This window comes from Streptomyces sp. NPDC043908 (assembly GCF_056435525.1).
This window is the reverse complement of the sequence record NZ_JBWKEI010000008.1, coordinates 124,137-140,441: the sequence shown is the minus strand read 5'-3', so window position 1 is coordinate 140,441 and position 16,305 is coordinate 124,137. Positions and strand designations below refer to the sequence as shown.

Annotated in this window: 13 protein-coding genes; 8 read left to right on the top strand and 5 right to left on the bottom strand. The window is 72.9% G+C overall.

The window, feature by feature from the left end; translation table 11 throughout:
• The first annotated feature begins 67 nt into the window (after nt 1-67).
• Nucleotides 68-1,366: a citrate synthase gene (locus tag AC069K_RS19180; RefSeq protein ID WP_101388377.1), complete on the top strand. Its 1,299-nt coding sequence runs from the start codon at nt 68-70 to the stop codon at nt 1,364-1,366.
• A 404-nt stretch (nt 1,367-1,770) separates the two neighbouring features.
• Here the strand turns inward: AC069K_RS19180 and AC069K_RS19175 are convergent, their stop codons facing one another.
• The 5 genes from AC069K_RS19175 to AC069K_RS19155 all read right to left on the bottom strand — a co-directional run bounded on the left by AC069K_RS19175 (nt 1,771) and on the right by AC069K_RS19155 (nt 7,108).
• Nucleotides 1,771-4,032, bottom strand: a complete 2,262-nt coding sequence (locus AC069K_RS19175; protein ID WP_478618109.1) for a heavy metal translocating P-type ATPase — start codon at nt 4,030-4,032, stop codon at nt 1,771-1,773.
• Nucleotides 4,033-4,147: 115 nt separating this feature from the next.
• Nucleotides 4,148-4,459 (bottom strand): heavy-metal-associated domain-containing protein, encoded by a 312-nt coding sequence (locus AC069K_RS19170; RefSeq protein ID WP_478617710.1) that lies wholly within the window; start codon nt 4,457-4,459, stop codon nt 4,148-4,150.
• Between the two features lie 146 nt (nt 4,460-4,605).
• Complete coding sequence (locus AC069K_RS19165) at nt 4,606-4,809, bottom strand: helix-turn-helix transcriptional regulator (RefSeq protein WP_358832178.1); 204 nt, start codon at nt 4,807-4,809, stop codon at nt 4,606-4,608.
• 372 nt (nt 4,810-5,181) lie between these two features.
• Nucleotides 5,182-6,201, bottom strand: coding sequence for a Gfo/Idh/MocA family protein (locus tag AC069K_RS19160; protein WP_365101183.1), 1,020 nt, complete (start codon nt 6,199-6,201; stop codon nt 5,182-5,184).
• 4 nt (nt 6,202-6,205) lie between these two features.
• Nucleotides 6,206-7,108: a sugar phosphate isomerase/epimerase family protein gene (locus AC069K_RS19155; RefSeq protein WP_478617705.1), complete on the bottom strand. Its 903-nt coding sequence runs from the start codon at nt 7,106-7,108 to the stop codon at nt 6,206-6,208.
• Between the two features lie 131 nt (nt 7,109-7,239).
• Between AC069K_RS19155 and iolC the strand changes: the two genes are divergently transcribed.
• The 7 genes from iolC (at nt 7,240) to AC069K_RS19120 (ending at nt 16,178) form a co-directional block, all read left to right on the top strand.
• Nucleotides 7,240-8,196 (top strand): 5-dehydro-2-deoxygluconokinase, encoded by a 957-nt coding sequence (iolC, locus tag AC069K_RS19150; RefSeq protein ID WP_365101179.1) that lies wholly within the window; start codon nt 7,240-7,242, stop codon nt 8,194-8,196.
• Complete coding sequence (locus tag AC069K_RS19145) at nt 8,193-9,092, top strand: Cgl0159 family (beta/alpha)8-fold protein (RefSeq protein ID WP_365101177.1); 900 nt, start codon at nt 8,193-8,195, stop codon at nt 9,090-9,092. The genes iolC and AC069K_RS19145 overlap by 4 nt, the downstream gene beginning before the upstream one ends.
• 9 nt (nt 9,093-9,101) lie before the next feature.
• A complete protein-coding gene (gene iolB / locus AC069K_RS19140) occupies nt 9,102-9,932 on the top strand; it encodes a 5-deoxy-glucuronate isomerase (RefSeq protein WP_478617699.1) in 831 nt (276 codons plus the stop codon).
• A complete protein-coding gene (gene iolD, locus AC069K_RS19135) occupies nt 9,929-11,809 on the top strand; it encodes a 3D-(3,5/4)-trihydroxycyclohexane-1,2-dione acylhydrolase (decyclizing) (RefSeq protein WP_478617696.1) in 1,881 nt (626 codons plus the stop codon). Before iolB ends, iolD begins: the two co-directional genes overlap by 4 nt.
• Nucleotides 11,810-11,823: 14 nt before the next feature.
• Complete coding sequence (gene mmsA / locus AC069K_RS19130) at nt 11,824-13,335, top strand: CoA-acylating methylmalonate-semialdehyde dehydrogenase (protein WP_478617693.1); 1,512 nt, start codon at nt 11,824-11,826, stop codon at nt 13,333-13,335.
• 520 nt (nt 13,336-13,855) lie between these two features.
• Nucleotides 13,856-15,253, top strand: a complete 1,398-nt coding sequence (locus AC069K_RS19125) for an APC family permease (protein ID WP_478617690.1) — start codon at nt 13,856-13,858, stop codon at nt 15,251-15,253.
• 130 nt (nt 15,254-15,383) lie between these two features.
• Nucleotides 15,384-16,178, top strand: coding sequence for a maleylpyruvate isomerase family mycothiol-dependent enzyme (locus AC069K_RS19120; RefSeq protein WP_478617687.1), 795 nt, complete (start codon nt 15,384-15,386; stop codon nt 16,176-16,178).
• Nucleotides 16,179-16,305 lie beyond the last annotated feature (127 nt).

The following is a 16,305-nucleotide window of genomic DNA, read 5'->3' as shown; positions in this document are numbered from 1 at the left end:
CAAATGGGGGATGGTAGAGACAGTCAGGGCACCTCGAAGAAGAGGCACTACGTCGGTGAGGGATGACGTGAGCGAGAACGCTAACAACGCTGTAGTACTGCGGTTCGGCGATGGCGAGTACACCTACCCGGTGATCGACAGCACCGTCGGCGACAAGGGCTTCGACATCGGGAAGCTCCGGGCCCAGACCGGTCTCGTGACCCTGGACAGCGGATACGGCAACACTGCCGCCTATAAATCCGCCATCACCTACCTCGACGGCGAGCAGGGCATCCTGCGCTACCGCGGATACCCGATCGAGCAGCTCGCCGAGCGCTCGACCTTCCTGGAGGTCGCGTACCTCCTCATCAACGGCGAGCTGCCGACGGTCGACCAGCAGTCGACGTTCAAGAGCGAGATCACCCAGCACACGCTGCTGCACGAGGACGTCAAGCGCTTCTTCGACGGCTTCCCGCGCGACGCCCACCCGATGGCCATGCTGTCCTCGGTCGTCTCCGCGCTGTCGACGTTCTACCAGGACAGCCACAACCCGTTCGACGAGAAGCAGCGCCACCTCTCGACGATCCGGCTGCTCGCCAAGCTTCCGACGATCGCGGCGTACGCGTACAAGAAGTCGATCGGCCACCCGTTCGTCTACCCGCGCAACGACCTCGGCTACGTCGAGAACTTCCTGCGGATGACGTTCTCGGTCCCGGCGCAGGAGTACGAGCTGGACCCGGTCGTCGTCTCGGCGCTCGACAAGCTGCTCATCCTGCACGCGGACCACGAGCAGAACTGCTCCACCTCCACCGTGCGCCTGGTCGGCTCCTCGCAGGCGAACATGTTCGCCTCGATCTCCGCCGGCATCAGCGCCCTGTGGGGCCCCCTGCACGGTGGCGCCAACCAGTCGGTCCTGGAGATGCTGGAAGGCATCCAGGCCAACGGCGGCGACGTCGACTCCTTCATCCGCAAGGTGAAGAACAAGGAGGACGGCGTCCGGCTCATGGGCTTCGGCCACCGGGTCTACAAGAGCTTCGACCCGCGCGCGAAGATCATCAAGGCTGCCGCGCACGACGTCCTGTCGGCCCTCGGCAAGTCCGACGAGCTGCTCGACATCGCGCTGAAGCTGGAGGAGCACGCGCTCTCCGACGACTACTTCGTCTCGCGCAACCTGTACCCGAACGTGGACTTCTACACGGGTCTGATCTACCGCGCGATGGGCTTCCCGACCGAGATGTTCACGGTGCTGTTCGCGCTCGGCCGGCTGCCGGGCTGGATCGCCCAGTGGCACGAGATGATCAAGGAGCCCGGCTCCCGCATCGGCCGCCCGCGCCAGATCTACACGGGCGAGGTCCTGCGCGACTTCGTCCCGGTCGAGGCCCGCTAGTCGCTCCGCGAGGAGCACGGGTCTTCGGCTGCGGACCGTGCGTGGCTGGTCGCGCAGTTCCCCGCGCCCCTAATGGGGGCGCGTAGCGCCCCAAAAAACATACAGAAGCGCCCCGCCCACCAATCCCCCCACGGGTTGGCGGGCGGGGCGCTTCCCCTATACCCGGTGCGGATTCCCCCCACGGGATCCGGCCGGGAGCCCTGCGGTCTGCCGGGGTACGTACGTCACGGGTGGGCCGCTCAAAGCTCCCCGTGGTACGTGCCCCGGCCAACGCGCTGCCTGGAACGTCCCCCAAGACATTCCATGGACGTCCCCCAAGACGTCCTCGGCATCGCCCACTTAGACTCCCGAACCGGTCCGATGGTTACCTCATAATCTCTGTGATCTAGCTCTCTTTGTGGAGATCAGGTGAAGGAGCGCAACCGTAGGCTGTTGGTTACCACGAAGACCGAGGAGAACGCCATAGCCGCGCCCGCGATCATAGGGTTCAGCAGGCCCGCCGCGGCGAGCGGAACCGCGGCCACGTTGTAGCCGAAGGCCCAGAACAGGTTGCCCTTGATGGTCGACAGGGTCCGCCGGGAGAGCCGGATCGCGTCGGCCGCGACCCGCAGATCCCCCCGAACGAGGGTCAGGTCGGACGCCTCTATCGCCGCGTCCGTCCCGGTGCCCATGGCGAGCCCCAGGTCCGCGGTGGCCAGGGCCGCCGCGTCGTTGACGCCGTCGCCCACCATGGCCACCGAACGGCCCTCGGCCTGGAGCCGCTTGACCACGTCGACCTTCTCCTCGGGCAGCACCTCGGCGTGGACGTCCTCCGCGGCGATTCCGACCCGGGCCGCCACCGCCTCGGCCACCGCCCGGTTGTCCCCGGTCAGCAGCACCGGCCGCAGCCCGAGGCCGCGCAGCATGGCCACCGCCTCGGCGCTGGTCTCCTTCACCGCGTCGGCGACGGTCAGCACGCCCCGCGCGGCCCCGTCCCAGGCCACCACGACCGCCGTACGCCCCTCGGCCTCGGCGGCCGCCTTGGCGCCGGCGAGGGCGGCGGGCAGCTCGACGCCCCGGCCCACGAAGACCGTGTGGCCCTCGACCACGCCCTCGACCCCGCGCCCGGGCAGGTTGCGGAACGACTCGGGGACGGGCAGCTCTCCCGCCTGTTCGAGCGCGCCCTCCGCGATCGCGCGGGCGATGGGGTGCTCGGAGGCGTGCTCCAGGGCGCCCGCGTACCGCAGGAGTTCCTTGTCGTCGGTGCCCTCCGCCGCGTACACGTCGTACAGGCTCATCCGGCCGGTGGTGACCGTGCCGGTCTTGTCGAGGACGACCGTGTCGACGCGGCGGGTGGACTCCAGGACCTCGGGGCCCTTGATGAGGATGCCGAGCTGGGCGCCCCGGCCGGTGCCGACCATCAGGGCGGTCGGGGTCGCGAGTCCCAGGGCGCAGGGGCAGGCGATGATCAGGACCGCGACGGCGGCCGTGAAGGACGCGGTGATGTCGTCGGTGGCCAGCAGCCAGCCCACCAGCGTGCCGAGCGAGACGAGCAGCACGACCGGTACGAAGACGCCGGAGATCCGGTCGGCGAGGCGCTGGACCTCGGCCTTGCCGTTCTGCGCGTCCTCGACCAGGCGCGCCATCCGGGCCAGCTGGGTGTCGGCGCCGATCCGGGTCGCCTCGACGACGAGGCGGCCGCCGACGTTGACGGTGGCGCCGGTGACGCCGTCGCCCGCGCTCACGTCCACGGGGACGGACTCGCCGGTCAGCATGGACGTGTCCACGGCGGACGCGCCCTCCACGACCGTGCCGTCGGTGGCGACCGTCTCGCCGGGCCGCACCACGAACCGGTCGCCGACCCGCAGCTCGCCGATGGGCAGCCGCACCTCGCGCCCCTCCCGCAGTACGGCGACGTCCTTGGCGCCGAGTTCGAGCAGCGCCCGCAGGGCCGCGCCCGCCTTCCGCTTGGAGCGGGCCTCCAGATAGCGGCCGAGCAGGATGAAGGTGACGACCCCGGCGGCGACCTCCAGATAGATGGTGGACGCGCCGTCCGCGCGGCTGACGGTGGCGTCGAAGCCGTGGCGCATCGCGGGCATCCCCGCGTCACCGAGGAACAGCGCCCACAGCGACCAGAGGAAGGCGGCGAGGGTGCCCACCGAGACGAGGGTGTCCATGGTGGCCGAGCCGTGGCGCAGATTGGCCCAGGCGGCCCGGTGGAAGGGCAGCGCGCCCCAGACCACGACGGGCGCGGCCAGGGTGAGGCTCAGCCACTGCCAGTTGTCGAACTGGAGCGAGGGCACCATGGCCAGCAGCACGACGGGCGCCGCGAGCAGGGCCGAGACCTGGAGCCGCTGGCGCAGCGCGGCGAGCGCCCGCGCGGTGCGGCTCTCGGCGGCGTCCGCCGCGTCGGCGCGGGGCGCGGGCGGCTGTTCCGGTTCCCGCGCCCCGGCCCGCGCGGGCGCGTCCTGCCCGGTCCGGGTGGGCGGCGGGGGCGGAGGCGGGGGCGGCGCGAGTGACTCGGCGGTGTACCCCATCTTGATGACCGTCGCGACCAGGCCCGCCACTTCGACGCCGTCGACGAAGGCGACCTTCGCCTTCTCGGTCGCGTAGTTGACGCTCGCCTCGACCCCGTCCATCCGGTTCAGCTTCTTCTCGATACGGGCGGCGCACGAGGCGCAGGTCATACCGCCGATGGCCAGCTCGACCGTGTTCGTTTCCACGTGGACTCCTGAAAAAGAGACCGGGCCGTACGGCGCGGATGCGCTGGTCGTACGGCCCGGAAGAGGAAGATCGGGCCGCTCAGGCCCGGCCGACCAGCTCGAAGCCGGCCTCGTCGACCGCCGCGCGGACGGCCTCGTCGTCCAGCGGCGCCGCCGAGACGACGGTCACCTCGCCGGTCGCCGCGACGGCCTTCACCGAGCCGACGCCGGCGATCTCGCCGATCTCGCCCGACACGGCGCCCTCGCAGTGCCCGCAGGTCATCCCGGAGACCCGGTAGACGGTGGTGACGGAGCCGGCCTGGACGTCGGCCGGGCCCTCGCTGTGGCAGGAGCCGGCGGGCGAGCAGCAGGAGCCGGTCGTGCTGGCGGCGGCTTCGGTCTCGGCGGTCATGGACTTCTCCTCTTCGGGGGTACGGATTCCATGGTGCACCAGGGGGTCACGAGAAGGCCGGGACCCGCTGACAGGCTCCACGTTATACCCCTGGGGGGTATAAATCCACTACCTTTCGCGCGGACCTCCAGCCAGCGGACCTCCAGTCAGTCGTTGCCTTTGCGGCCACGGTTCCCGGGGCGGCGGGCGACCCAGGTGCGGATGGTGTCGGCGTACCAGAAGGGCTTGCCGTTCTCGACGAGGTCGGGGGCGGGCAGCAGCCCGTGTTTGCGGTACGAGCGGACCGTGTCCGGCTGGACGCGGATGTGCGCGGCGATCTCCTTGTACGACCAGAGCCGTCGGTCGGTCATGGTGGACACCTCCCTGCGTGCGCCGCAGCGGCGGTCTGGCGGCCGTCGGGGGAGCTGGGCGCGGACAGTTGACGATCACTCAGCCTGTGCCCGTTGAACGACGGAGAGTGAAGGCTGGGGTGCGGCTGTCGACCCTCTGTGACGCAAGACCCGCGTAATGGAGACATGTGTGACAGGAAAGGGACGGTTGTGACAGGGGTGACGAATGGGGCGGGTTCGGGCCGTCAAGCGCCCTCACCCGGGCCCGCACGCGCCGACCACCGGGCCCGCCGCGCCCCCCGACCACCGGGCCCGCCGCGCCCCCCGACCATCGGGCCCGCCGCGCCCCCCGGCCCCGGGCCCGCCGCGCCCCCGTCCTCGGGGCCCGCCGTCCTACGCGTACAGCTCCGGCATCTCCCGCGCCGGTTCCACGCGCACCCGCTCGCCCGAGTGCTGGGCCCGTACGCCCGCCTCGCAGGCCACGGCCGCCATGTAGCCGTCCCAGGTGCCGGGGCCCTCGACGCGGCCCCGCCGGGTGGCGTCGACCCACGCCTGCACCTCGCGGTCGTACGCGTCGGCGAAGCGGGTCGTGAAGTCCTGCGGGAGTTCGCCGCCCCAGCGCCCGCCGGAGCGCACGACCGGGCCGCTCCCGTCGCCGACGGAGGCGGCCCCGCGCTCGCACACCGCCTCGCAGCGCACCTCGTACCCGAAGCCGCAGTTGACGAAGATCTCCACGTCGACGACCGCGCCCCCGGCCGTCTCGAAGAGCACGAGCTGCGGGTCGCCCAGGCCCTCGGGCGCGTACGACGAGGGGCGCGGGCGCAGCACCTGGACGGCGGTGAGTTCCTGGCCGAGCAGCCAGCGGGCCGCGTCGACCTCGTGGACGACGGAGTCGCGGATCAGCATCTCGGTGGTGAAGAACGAGGGGGAGGCGGCGTTGCGGTGGCGGCAGTGCAGGAACAGCGGCCGCCCGAGCCCGCCCTCGTCGAGCAGCGCCTTGAGACGGGTGAACTCGGCGTCGTAGCGCCGCATGAACCCCACCTGCGCCAGCCGCCGTCCCCGCCGGGTCTCGGCCTCCAGGACCCGCAGGGCCCCCTCCGGATCCGGGGTGAGCGGCTTCTCGCACAGCACGGGAAGACCGCGCCGGAACGCCTCCAGGAGCGCGCTCTCGTGGGCGGGCCCCGAGGAGGCGATCAGGACCGCCTCGACGCCCGGAGCGGCCATCGCGGCGACCGGGTCGGTGTGGGCGGAGCAGCCCTCGATCGGGCCGGCCACCTCCTTGGCGCGCTCGCCGTCGATGTCCGCGACGGCGGCGACCCGGGCCCCGCCGGTCACGGTGGTGAGGCGGCGCACATGGTCGGCGCCCATCTTCCCGGTGCCGATGACGGCGATCCCGAGCGGTGCGGAGGCCATCGCGTCACGCCCCGCAGGAGCGCAGGAACGCGCGCGTGCGCGTGGCGATCGGCAGCGGGCGGTCCGGGTCGCACGGGTACATGTCCTGCTCCACGATCGCGAACAGGTCCACGTCGAGCGCCTGGGCGGCGGCGAGGACCGGTTCGAGGGCGGGCACCCCGGCGGGCGGCTCGCACATCACCCCCCGGGCGACGGCGGGCCCGAACGGCAGCCGCTCGGCGTGCACCTGGGCCAGGACGTCGGGGTCGACCTGCTTGAGGTGGAGGTAGCCGATGCGCTCCCCGTAGGTCTCGATGAGCTTGACGCTGTCGCCGCCGCAGTAGGCGTAGTGCCCGGTGTCCAGGCACAGGTTCACCAGGTCGGGGTCGGTGGCGTCGAGGAAGCGGGCCACGTTCTCCTCGCTGTCGATGTGGGTGTCGGCGTGCGGGTGCACCACGATCCGCAGCCCGTAGCGCTCGCGCACCTCGCGGGCGAGGCGTTCGGTCTGCCCGGCGAGGTCGCGCCACTGCGTGGCGCTGAGCGTGGAGCTCTCCAGCACCTCGCCCGTCCTGTCGTCCCGCCAGAACGCGGGGATGACCACCAGGTGGCCGGCGCCGGTGGCCCGGGTCAGCTCCGCCACGTCCGCGACGTGCTCCCAGGTGGTGTCCCACACGGCGGGGCCGTGGTGCAGCCCGGTGAAGACGGTCCCGGCCGAGACGCGCAGGTTCCGGCGCGCGGTCTCGTCGGCGAGGCGCGCCGGGTCGGTGGGGAGGTAGCCGTACGGTCCGAGTTCGATCCACCCGTATCCGGCCCCGGCGACCTCGTCGAGGAAGCGGGTCCAGGGGACCTGGCGGGGGTCGTCGGGGAACCAGACGCCCCAGGAGTCGGGGGCCGAGCCGATCCGGATACGAGTCTTGGCCGTCGTCATGGGAGCAGCCTTCCGGGGGCGCCGGAACGGTGTCAAGGCTACGTCCGAATGTCAGGACAAAAGATTGACAGGGCCGGTCCGGGGCCGCTAGACCTGGGACGGCCCAAGGGTCGCCGATGAAGGGGGCGTGCATGGAGGCGGTTCCGTACGACGTGATCACCATGGGGCGGATCGGGGTGGACCTCTATCCCCTCCAGACCGGCGTGCCGCTCGCGAAGGTGACGTCGTTCGGCAAGTTCCTCGGCGGCTCGCCCTCGAACGTGGCGGTGGCGGCGGCCCGGCTCGGGCGCCGCACGGCGGTGGTCACCGGTACCGGCGAGGACCCCTTCGGGGCGTATCTCCGCGAGGAGCTGGGCGCGTTCGGCGTCGACGCCCGCTGGGTGAAGAGCGTGCCGGGCCTGGCGACCCCGCTCACCTTCTGCGAGGTCTTCCCGCCGGACGACTTCCCGCTGTACTTCTACCGCGCCCCCAAGGCCCCCGACCTGGAGCTGTACGAGGCGGACCTCGACCTGGACGCGATCCGCGCGGCGCGGATCTTCTGGGTCACCGGCACGGGCCTGAGCGTCGAGCCGAGCCGCTCCACCACGCTGGCGGCGCTCGCCGCCCGGGCGCGCGCGGGCACCACGGTCTTCGACCTCGACTGGCGGCCGATGTTCTGGACGGACCCCGAGGAGGCGCGCCCGTACTACCGCGAGGCGCTGCGGCACGCGACGGTCGCCGTCGGCAACGTGGAGGAGTGCGCGGTGGCCACCGGCGAGAGCGAGCCGCACGCCGCCGCCCGGGCGCTGCTCGCCGCCGGGGCCGAGCTCGCCGTGGTCAAACGGGGACCGGAGGGGGTGCTCGCCCTCCACCAAGACGGCGGCGCCGCCGAGGTGCCGCCCGTCCCCGTCGAGGTGGTCAACGGGCTCGGCGCCGGGGACGCGTTCGGCGGGGCGCTCTGCCACGGCCTGCTGGCGGGCTGGGACACCGGACGGCTGATGCGGTACGCCAACGCCGCCGGCGCGATCGTCGCCGCCCGTCTCGCCTGCTCCTCCGCGATGCCGTACCCGGCCGAGGTCGAGCGCGTCCTGGCGGGGGGAGCGCCGTGAGCGTCCACGTCAGCCCCGGCGAGCTCGCCCGGGTCCGCGCCCGCAGTCCCGAGGCCGTCGCGGAGGCGGCGGCCCGGCGCGCCCGGCGCCCGCTCGTCCGCGGCTCCGGGCGGCTGCTGATCATCGCTGCCGACCACCCCGCCCGGGGCGCGCTCGCCGTCGGCGACGACGCCTTCGCCATGGCCGACCGGTCCGTCCTGCTGGGACGGCTCTGCCTCGCCCTGTCGCGGCCCGGCGTCGACGGAGTGCTCGCCAGCGCCGACATCCTGGAGGACCTGCTGCTCCTGGGGGCCCTGGAGGACAAGGTCGTGATGGGCTCGATGAACCGGGGCGGGCTCGCCGGGTCCGCCTTCGAGCTGGACGACCGCTTCACCGGCCACCGCGCCCAGGACCTCGCCCGGCTCGGCTTCGACGCGGGCAAGCTGCTGCTGCGCCTCGACTACGAGGACCCCGGCTCGCTCGACACCCTGCACTCGGCGGCCCGCGCTATCGACGCGATGGCGGAGCGTCGGCTTCCCGTCTTCGTGGAGCCGTTCATCTGTCACCGGCGCGACGGACGGCTGCGCAACGATCTGGGCGCGGACGCCGTGACGCGTTCGCTCGCCATCGCCTCCGGCCTGGGCGGCACCTCCGCGTACACCTGGCTGAAGGTGCCCGTCACCGACGAACCCGACGACATGGCCCGGGTGATGGCGACCACCACCCTGCCGGCCGTGCTGCTCGGCGGGGACACCGGCACGACCCCGGGGGAACAGGAGGCGGCGTACGAGAAGTGGCGCGGCGCGCTGCGTCTGCCCACCGTGCGGGGGCTGGTGGCGGGGCGCACCCTGCTCTATCCGGCCGACGGCGACGTGGCGGGCGCGGTCGACATCGCGGCCGGGCTGCTGAAGGGGTAGGGATCGGGCATGGACGCGCACAAGGACGAGCTGTTCGTACGGGCCGGATCCGCCTCCACGGGGGCGTACGCCCTGGACATCGGCCCCGAGCGGGCCGGCTGGGGCTACTCGGGCCTGCGGATCCTGGAGCTGGCGCCGGGCGGGGAGCACTCCCTCGCCACCGGCGGCAGCGAGTGGATCCTGCTGCCCCTGCAAGGTGGCTGTACCGTACATGTAGAAGACCGGACCCTGGAACTGCGGGGCAGGGAGAGCGTGTTCGCCGGAGCCACCGACTTCGCGTACCTCCCGCGTGACGCCCACGCCCAGATCGCCTCCGGCGCGGGAGGCCGCTTCGCCCTGGCAGGAGCGAGGTGCGAGCGCCGACTCCCCGCTCGCCGCGGCCCCGCGCCGGAGGTACCCCTCGAACAGCGCGGCTCCGGCGTCACCGCCCGCGAGATCCGGGGCTTCGCCGCCGCCGACGCCTTCGACTGCGACCGGCTCATCGCCGTCGAGGTGGTCACCCCGGGCGGCAACTGGTCCTCCTATCCGCCGCACAAGCACGACGAGCACGTGCCCGGCCGGGAGTCGGAGCTGGAGGAGATCTACTACTTCGAGTTCGCGGGCCCGGACGGCTTCGGCTACCAGCGCGTGTCGCCCTCGCGCCCGGGCGGCGCCGACGTCCTCGCCGAGGTCCGCACCGGCGACACCGTCCTCGTCCCCGACGGCTGGCACGGGCCCTCCATCGCCGCCCCCGGACACCCCATGTACTACCTGAACGTGATGGCGGGGCCGGGCGAGGAACGCGCGTGGCGCATCAGCTTCCACCCGGGCCACACCGACTACGCGAAGGGTTACCGATGAGCGGTACGACCAGGCGTCTGACCACCGCGCAGGCGCTGCTCGCCTTCCTCGCAAGCCAGTACACCTCCCGCGCCGGGACCGAGCAGCGCCTGATCACCGCCGCCTGGGGCATCTTCGGCCACGGCAACGTCGCCGGGATCGGCCAGGCGCTCCTGGAGCCCGGCAGCGACCTGCCCTACCACCAGGGCCGCAACGAACAGGCCATGGTGCACGCGGCCGTCGGCTACGCCCGCCAGTCCGGCCGGCTCTCCGCCCACGCGGTGACCACCTCGATCGGGCCGGGCGCCACCAACCTCGTCACCGGGGCGGCCCTGGCGACCGTCAACCACCTGCCCGTCCTGCTGCTGCCCGGCGACGTGTTCGCCTCCCGCCCGGCCGATCCGGTCCTCCAGCAGCTCGAAGTCCCGTACGCGGGCGACGTGTCGGTCAACGACTGCCTGCGGCCCGTCTCGCGCTACTTCGACCGGATCACCCGTCCCGAGGCGCTGATCCCGGCCGCGCTCGCCGCGATGAGCGTGCTCACCGACCCGGCCAGGACCGGCGCGGTCACCCTGGCGCTGCCGCAGGACGTGCAGGCGCAGGCGTACGACTGGCCCGAGGAGTTCTTCCGGCGACGGGTGTGGCACGTACGGGCCCAGGAGCCCGACCCGTACGAGCTGGACGCGACCGTCCGCCTGCTGCGCGGCGCCCGCCGGCCGCTGGTCGTCGCGGGCGGCGGGGTCCACCACGCGCGCGCCGAGGACGCGCTGCGCCGCTTCGCCGAGCAGACAGGCATCCCGGTCGCCGCCACCCAGGCGGGCAAGGGCTCGCTGCCCCACGACCACCCGTGCGACGTGGGCGGCATCGGCCACACCGGCACCGCCACGGCCGACGCGCTGGCCCGCGAGGCCGACGTCGTCCTCGGCGTCGGCACCCGCTGGACCGACTTCACCACCGCCTCCTCGACGCTCTTCCAGAACCCCTCGGTCCGGTTCGTCGGGCTCAATGTGAACGGCGCCGACGCCCACAAGCTCGGCGCGCTCCAGCTCGTCGCGGACGCCCGCGCCGGCCTCGAAGCCCTGACACGGGCCCTCGACGGGCACCGCGTCGCGCCCGCGTACCCGGCCGCCTACGGCGAGGCCAAGGCGGCCTGGGAGGAGCGCGTCACCGCCGCCTACACCGCCGGGGACGAGGACGCGCGCCCCACCCAGGCCCACGTCCTCGGCGTCCTCGACGCCCTGGTCACCGGCGACGACATCCTGATCAACGCGGCGGGCTCGCTCCCGGGCGATCTGCACAAGCTCTGGCGCACCCGCTCCCGCGACCAGTACCACGTCGAGTACGGCTACTCCTGCATGGGCTACGAGATCCCGGCCGCGATCGGCGTGGCGCTCGCCGCACCCGGCCGGCCGGTGTGGGCGCTGGTCGGCGACGGGACGTATCTGATGAATCCCACCGAGATCGTCACGGCGGTGCAGGAGAACCTCCCCATCAAGGTGGTGATCCTCCAGAACCACGGGTACGCCTCCATCGGCGGGCTCTCGGAGTCGGTGGGCGGCGAGCGCTACGGGACGGCCTACCGCTTCCGGGCGCCCGACGGAAGCTTCACGGGCAAGCCCCTGCCGGTCGACCTGGCGGCCAACGCGGCCTCCCTCGGCATGGCCGTGCTGCGCCCCAAGACCGTTCGTGACCTGCGTGAAGCCCTCGCGAGCGCCCGCGCGGCGGACCGTCCCACATGTGTCTACGTCGAGACCGAAACGGCAGACACAGTGTCGGGCCCGCCCCCGGCGCAGGCGTGGTGGGATGTTCCCGTGGCCGAGACCGCGACCCGCTCGTCGGCGGTCGAGGCGCGCGAGGAGTACGACCGGCAAGTCGCAGCCCGACGCCGCCATCTCTGAAGGAGTTCCCTGCCATGACGAAGACCGTCAACCACTGGATCGGTGGTAAGCCCGTCGAGAGGGCTGCGGGCGCCTCCGGTTCGTACGGCCAGGTCACCGACCCCGCGACCGGGGCCGTGACGACACGGGTCGCCTACGCGACCGTCGAGGAGGTGGACGCGGCGGTCGCCGCCGCGCGCGAGGCGTACACCACCTGGGGCCAGTCCTCGCTGGCTCAGCGGACGGCGGTGCTCTTCACGTTCCGCGCCCTGCTGGACGCCAACCGCGACGCGATCGCGGAGCTGATCACCGCCGAGCACGGCAAGGTGCACTCCGACGCGCTCGGCGAGGTCGCGCGCGGCCTGGAGATCGTCGACCTGGCGTGCGGCATCAGCGTGCAGCTCAAGGGCGAGCTGTCGACGCAGGTCGCCAGCCGGGTGGACGTGGCCTCGATCCGCCAGCCGCTGGGCGTCGTCGCGGGCATCACGCCGTTCAACTTCCCGGCCATGGTGCCGATGTGGATGTTCCCGCTCGCCATCGCCTGCGGCAACACCTTCGTCCTGAAGCCGTCCGAGAAGGACCCCTCGGCCTCGATGAAGATCGCGGAGCTGCTGAGCGAGGCCGGACTGCCCGACGGCGTCTTCAACGTCGTGCACGGCGACAAGGCCGCCGTCGACCGCCTCCTGGAACACCCGGACGTGGCCGCCGTCTCCTTCGTCGGCTCCACCCCGATCGCCCGCCACATCCACGCCACGGCCTCCGGCCACGGCAAGCGCGTCCAGGCGCTCGGCGGCGCCAAGAACCACATGCTGGTCCTGCCGGACGCCGACCTGGACGCGGCGGCCGACGCCGCCGTCTCGGCCGCGTACGGCTCGGCGGGCGAGCGCTGCATGGCCATCTCGGCGGTCGTGGCGGTCGGCGTCATCGGCGACGAACTGGTCGCGAAGATCCGTGAGCGCGCCGAGAAGATCAGGATCGGCCCGGGCACCGACCCGGCCTCCGAGATGGGCCCGCTGATCACCGCCGCCCACCGCGACAAGGTCGCCTCCTACGTCACCGGCGCGGCGGCCCAGGGCTGCGAGGTCGTCCTCGACGGCACCGGGTACACCGTGGAGGGCTACGAGGACGGCCACTGGATCGGCCTCTCGCTGCTCGACAAGGTGCCCACGTCCGCCGACGCCTACCGGGACGAGATCTTCGGCCCGGTGCTGTGCGTGCTGCGCGTGGAGTCGTACGAGGAGGGCCTGGCGCTCATCAACGCCTCGCCGTTCGGCAACGGCACCGCGATCTTCACCCGCGACGGCGGCGCGGCCCGCCGCTTCCAGCTGGAGGTCGAGGCCGGCATGGTCGGCGTCAACGTGCCGATCCCGGTGCCGGTGGGCTACCACTCCTTCGGCGGCTGGAAGGACTCGCTCTTCGGCGACCACCACATCTACGGCAACGACGGCACGCACTTCTACACCCGGGGCAAGGTCGTCACCACCCGCTGGCCGGACCCCTCCGACGCGCCCGCGGGCGTCGACCTGGGCTTCCCGCGCAACCACTGATCCACGGCCCGGCCGGCCCCCGGCCCGGTCCGGCCCTCCGAGCGGCCCGTACGGTTTCCCCCACCGTGCGGGCCGCCGCCGTTTCCGTACGGCCCGGCCCGGCCCGGGCGCCTGCCGGGCCCCCGCCGGGCGCCCGCCGAGCGTCCGCCGGGTCCCGGCGGGCCGCACCGGCCGGCACCGGCTGGTGACCGGGGGTAACCGCAGGCCTGGCACGGGGTGCCAAGGGCGTTCCGGTATGCGGGATCCGGCAAACTTTTTCGGCGCGGCGGCTGCGGTTCCCGTACCGGCCGAACATTGCGCCTTTGTTGCGCTCTTAACGCCGTATCAGTGCCGTAGGGGCGCCGGAGCGACGAATTCCGTAGGTGAACACCTATTGACCTGCGGATCGAGTGGCGATTGAAATGGCGGCCCGGGAGCGACCCACCACTCACCACCGGGGCCGGACGGGCCCCGGAGCACCACCCGGAGGTCGATAGCGCTCCCCGCTCACAACCCCATCCCGCCGATCGGACGCACCTCGATGACCGAAACGCTCAGCCCGCCCCACCTCCTCTCCCCGGCCACGGGCGAAGCCCCCAAGAAGCTCAAGCGTTCCATCGGCGTCGTGGGCGGCACCCTGCTGACGCTCTCCTGCGTGACGCCCGCCTCCACCCTCTTCGTGGTCGTGCCCGACCTGTTCTCCAGCCTCGGCACCTACACCGCGCTCACCATCGCCATCGGCTCGCTGCTCTGCGTCGGCGTCGCCTTCTGCTACTCGGAGCTGGGCACCCTCATCCCCAGCGCGGGCGGCGAGTACGCGATGGTCTCCACCCTCGCCGGACGGCTCGCGGGCTGGCTGGTCTTCGTCCTCTCCCTGCTCGTCGTGATGATCGTCCCCCCGGTCATCGCCATGGGCACCGCCGACTACCTGGCGCCGCTCGTCCACATCCCCGCCCCCGTGGCCGGCGGCGGCGTGATGCTGCTCGCCACCCTCGCCGGCCTGCTCGACCTGCGGGCCAACGCCTGGATCACCGGGATCTTCCTGGTCCTCGAAGTCGTCGCCGCGGCCCTGGTCGCCGTCCTCGGCTTCGCCCACGGCGAGCGCGGCGGCTCCTCCCTCGTGCACGGCACGGTCGCCGCCGACGGCGGCGGCCACTCCACGGTCACCGCGATGATGGTCGTCTCGGGCCTCGCCATCGCCCTCTTCATCACCCAGGGCTTCTCGACCGCCGTCTACCTCTCCGAGGAGCTGGAGCACCCGCGCCGCAACGTGGCCCGGACCGTGCTCGCCACCCTCGCCATCTCCACCGCCGTCATCCTCGTCCCCGTCGTCGCCATCACCGTGGGCGCCCCCGACCTCGCGGCGCTCACCTCCGGCGACATCAGCGGCATGGTCACCGCCTGGTCCAACTCGGCCGTCGGCACCTTCGTCAGCCTCTGCGTGGCCCTCGCCATCGTCAACGCGGGCATCGTGATGGTCATCCAGAACTCCCGCGTCCTGTTCGCCTCGGCCCGCGACAAGGCCTGGCCCGAGCCCGTCAACCGCGCCCTGTCCCGCCTCGGCCGCTTCGGCTCCCCGTGGGTGGCCACCCTCCTGGTCGGCGTCCCCGGCGCCGCCCTCTGCTTCGTCAACCTCGACACCCTGTACGGCGTCACCGGCGTCTCGGTCACCGGCATGTACCTGCTGGTCGCCGTCGCCGCCCTGCTCAGCCGCCGCGGCGGGCACCGGGAGACCGCCGCCTGGCGGATGCCGCTGTGGCCCGCCGTCCCGGTGGTCCTGATCGCCGTCCTCGCGTACATCCTCACCCAGCAGGAGACCCGGTACCTGCTGTGGACCGGCGGCATCACGGCCGTCGCCACCCTCTACTGGGCGCTCTACCTGCGCCCGCGCCGCGAGACGCGGTGGCTGGTGAGCATCCCGGAGGACGAGCAGGCCTGACGCGGCCCGGCGGCCGGGCCGTCGGGATCCGGACAAGACCCGCGCCCGCGGCTCAGCGGGCGCGGTCTTGTCCGGATCCGGCGGTCCGTCCGCGGGACGCAACGGGCGGGCCGCGCCTAGGGTTTGGGGTATGACTGCCGCGCCCACGCCGCTCGACCACGACTTCTACTGTGCCGAGATCCTGCGCCAGACCGACGCGCTGAGGTCCCACCTGGACGGCGCCGATCTCCGTACTCCCGTCCCGACCTGCCCCGACTGGACCCTCGGCCAGCTCGCCGTCCACGTCGGCGGCGCCCACCGCTGGATCGCCGAGATCGTCCGTACGAAGTCCACCGCCGCGGTCCCGCAGGAGCGCGTGCCCGCCTTCGAGGGCCCCGAGAAGGGCGAACCGGAGGCGCTGGACGCCTGGTTGGGCGAGGGCGCGGCCCTCTGCGCCGACGTCCTGCGCACCGCGGGCGCCGACCAGGCCGCCTGGTCCTGGACGGGCGACGCGACCGCCGGGTTCTGGGCGCGCCGGATGACCCACGAGACGGTGGTCCACCGCGCGGACGCGGCGCTCACCGTGGGCGCGGAGTACGTGCTCGCGCCGGAGGTCGCCGCGGACACCATCGACGAGTGGCTGGAGATCGTCACGTACGTCCAGGCCGCCAGGCTCGCCCCGGCCGCCGCCGAACTGCGCGGCCCCGGCCGCAGCATCCACCTGCACGCCACGGACACGCCCGGCGCCGAGTGGCTGATCGAGCTCGGCGAGGACGGGGTGAGCTGGCGGCGCGCCCACGAGAAGGCCACGGTGGCGCTGCGCGGCCCGCTCACCGACGTCCTGAGCGTCTTCTACCGAAGGCTGCCCGCCGACAGCCCCCGCGTCGAGGTCCTGGGCGACGCCGCGCTCCTGGACTTCTGGCTGGAGCGGGCCTCCTTCGGCTGACCGCCCGCCGGGCCACCGCCCCGGCGCCCGTACTGCCGTCGCGGTACGGGAACGGCCGCCCGTACGCCGCGAGTACACCCCGGCCTCCACCTGGCGGCAGGTCCGGTTGTCGGACCCGGCGCTTACG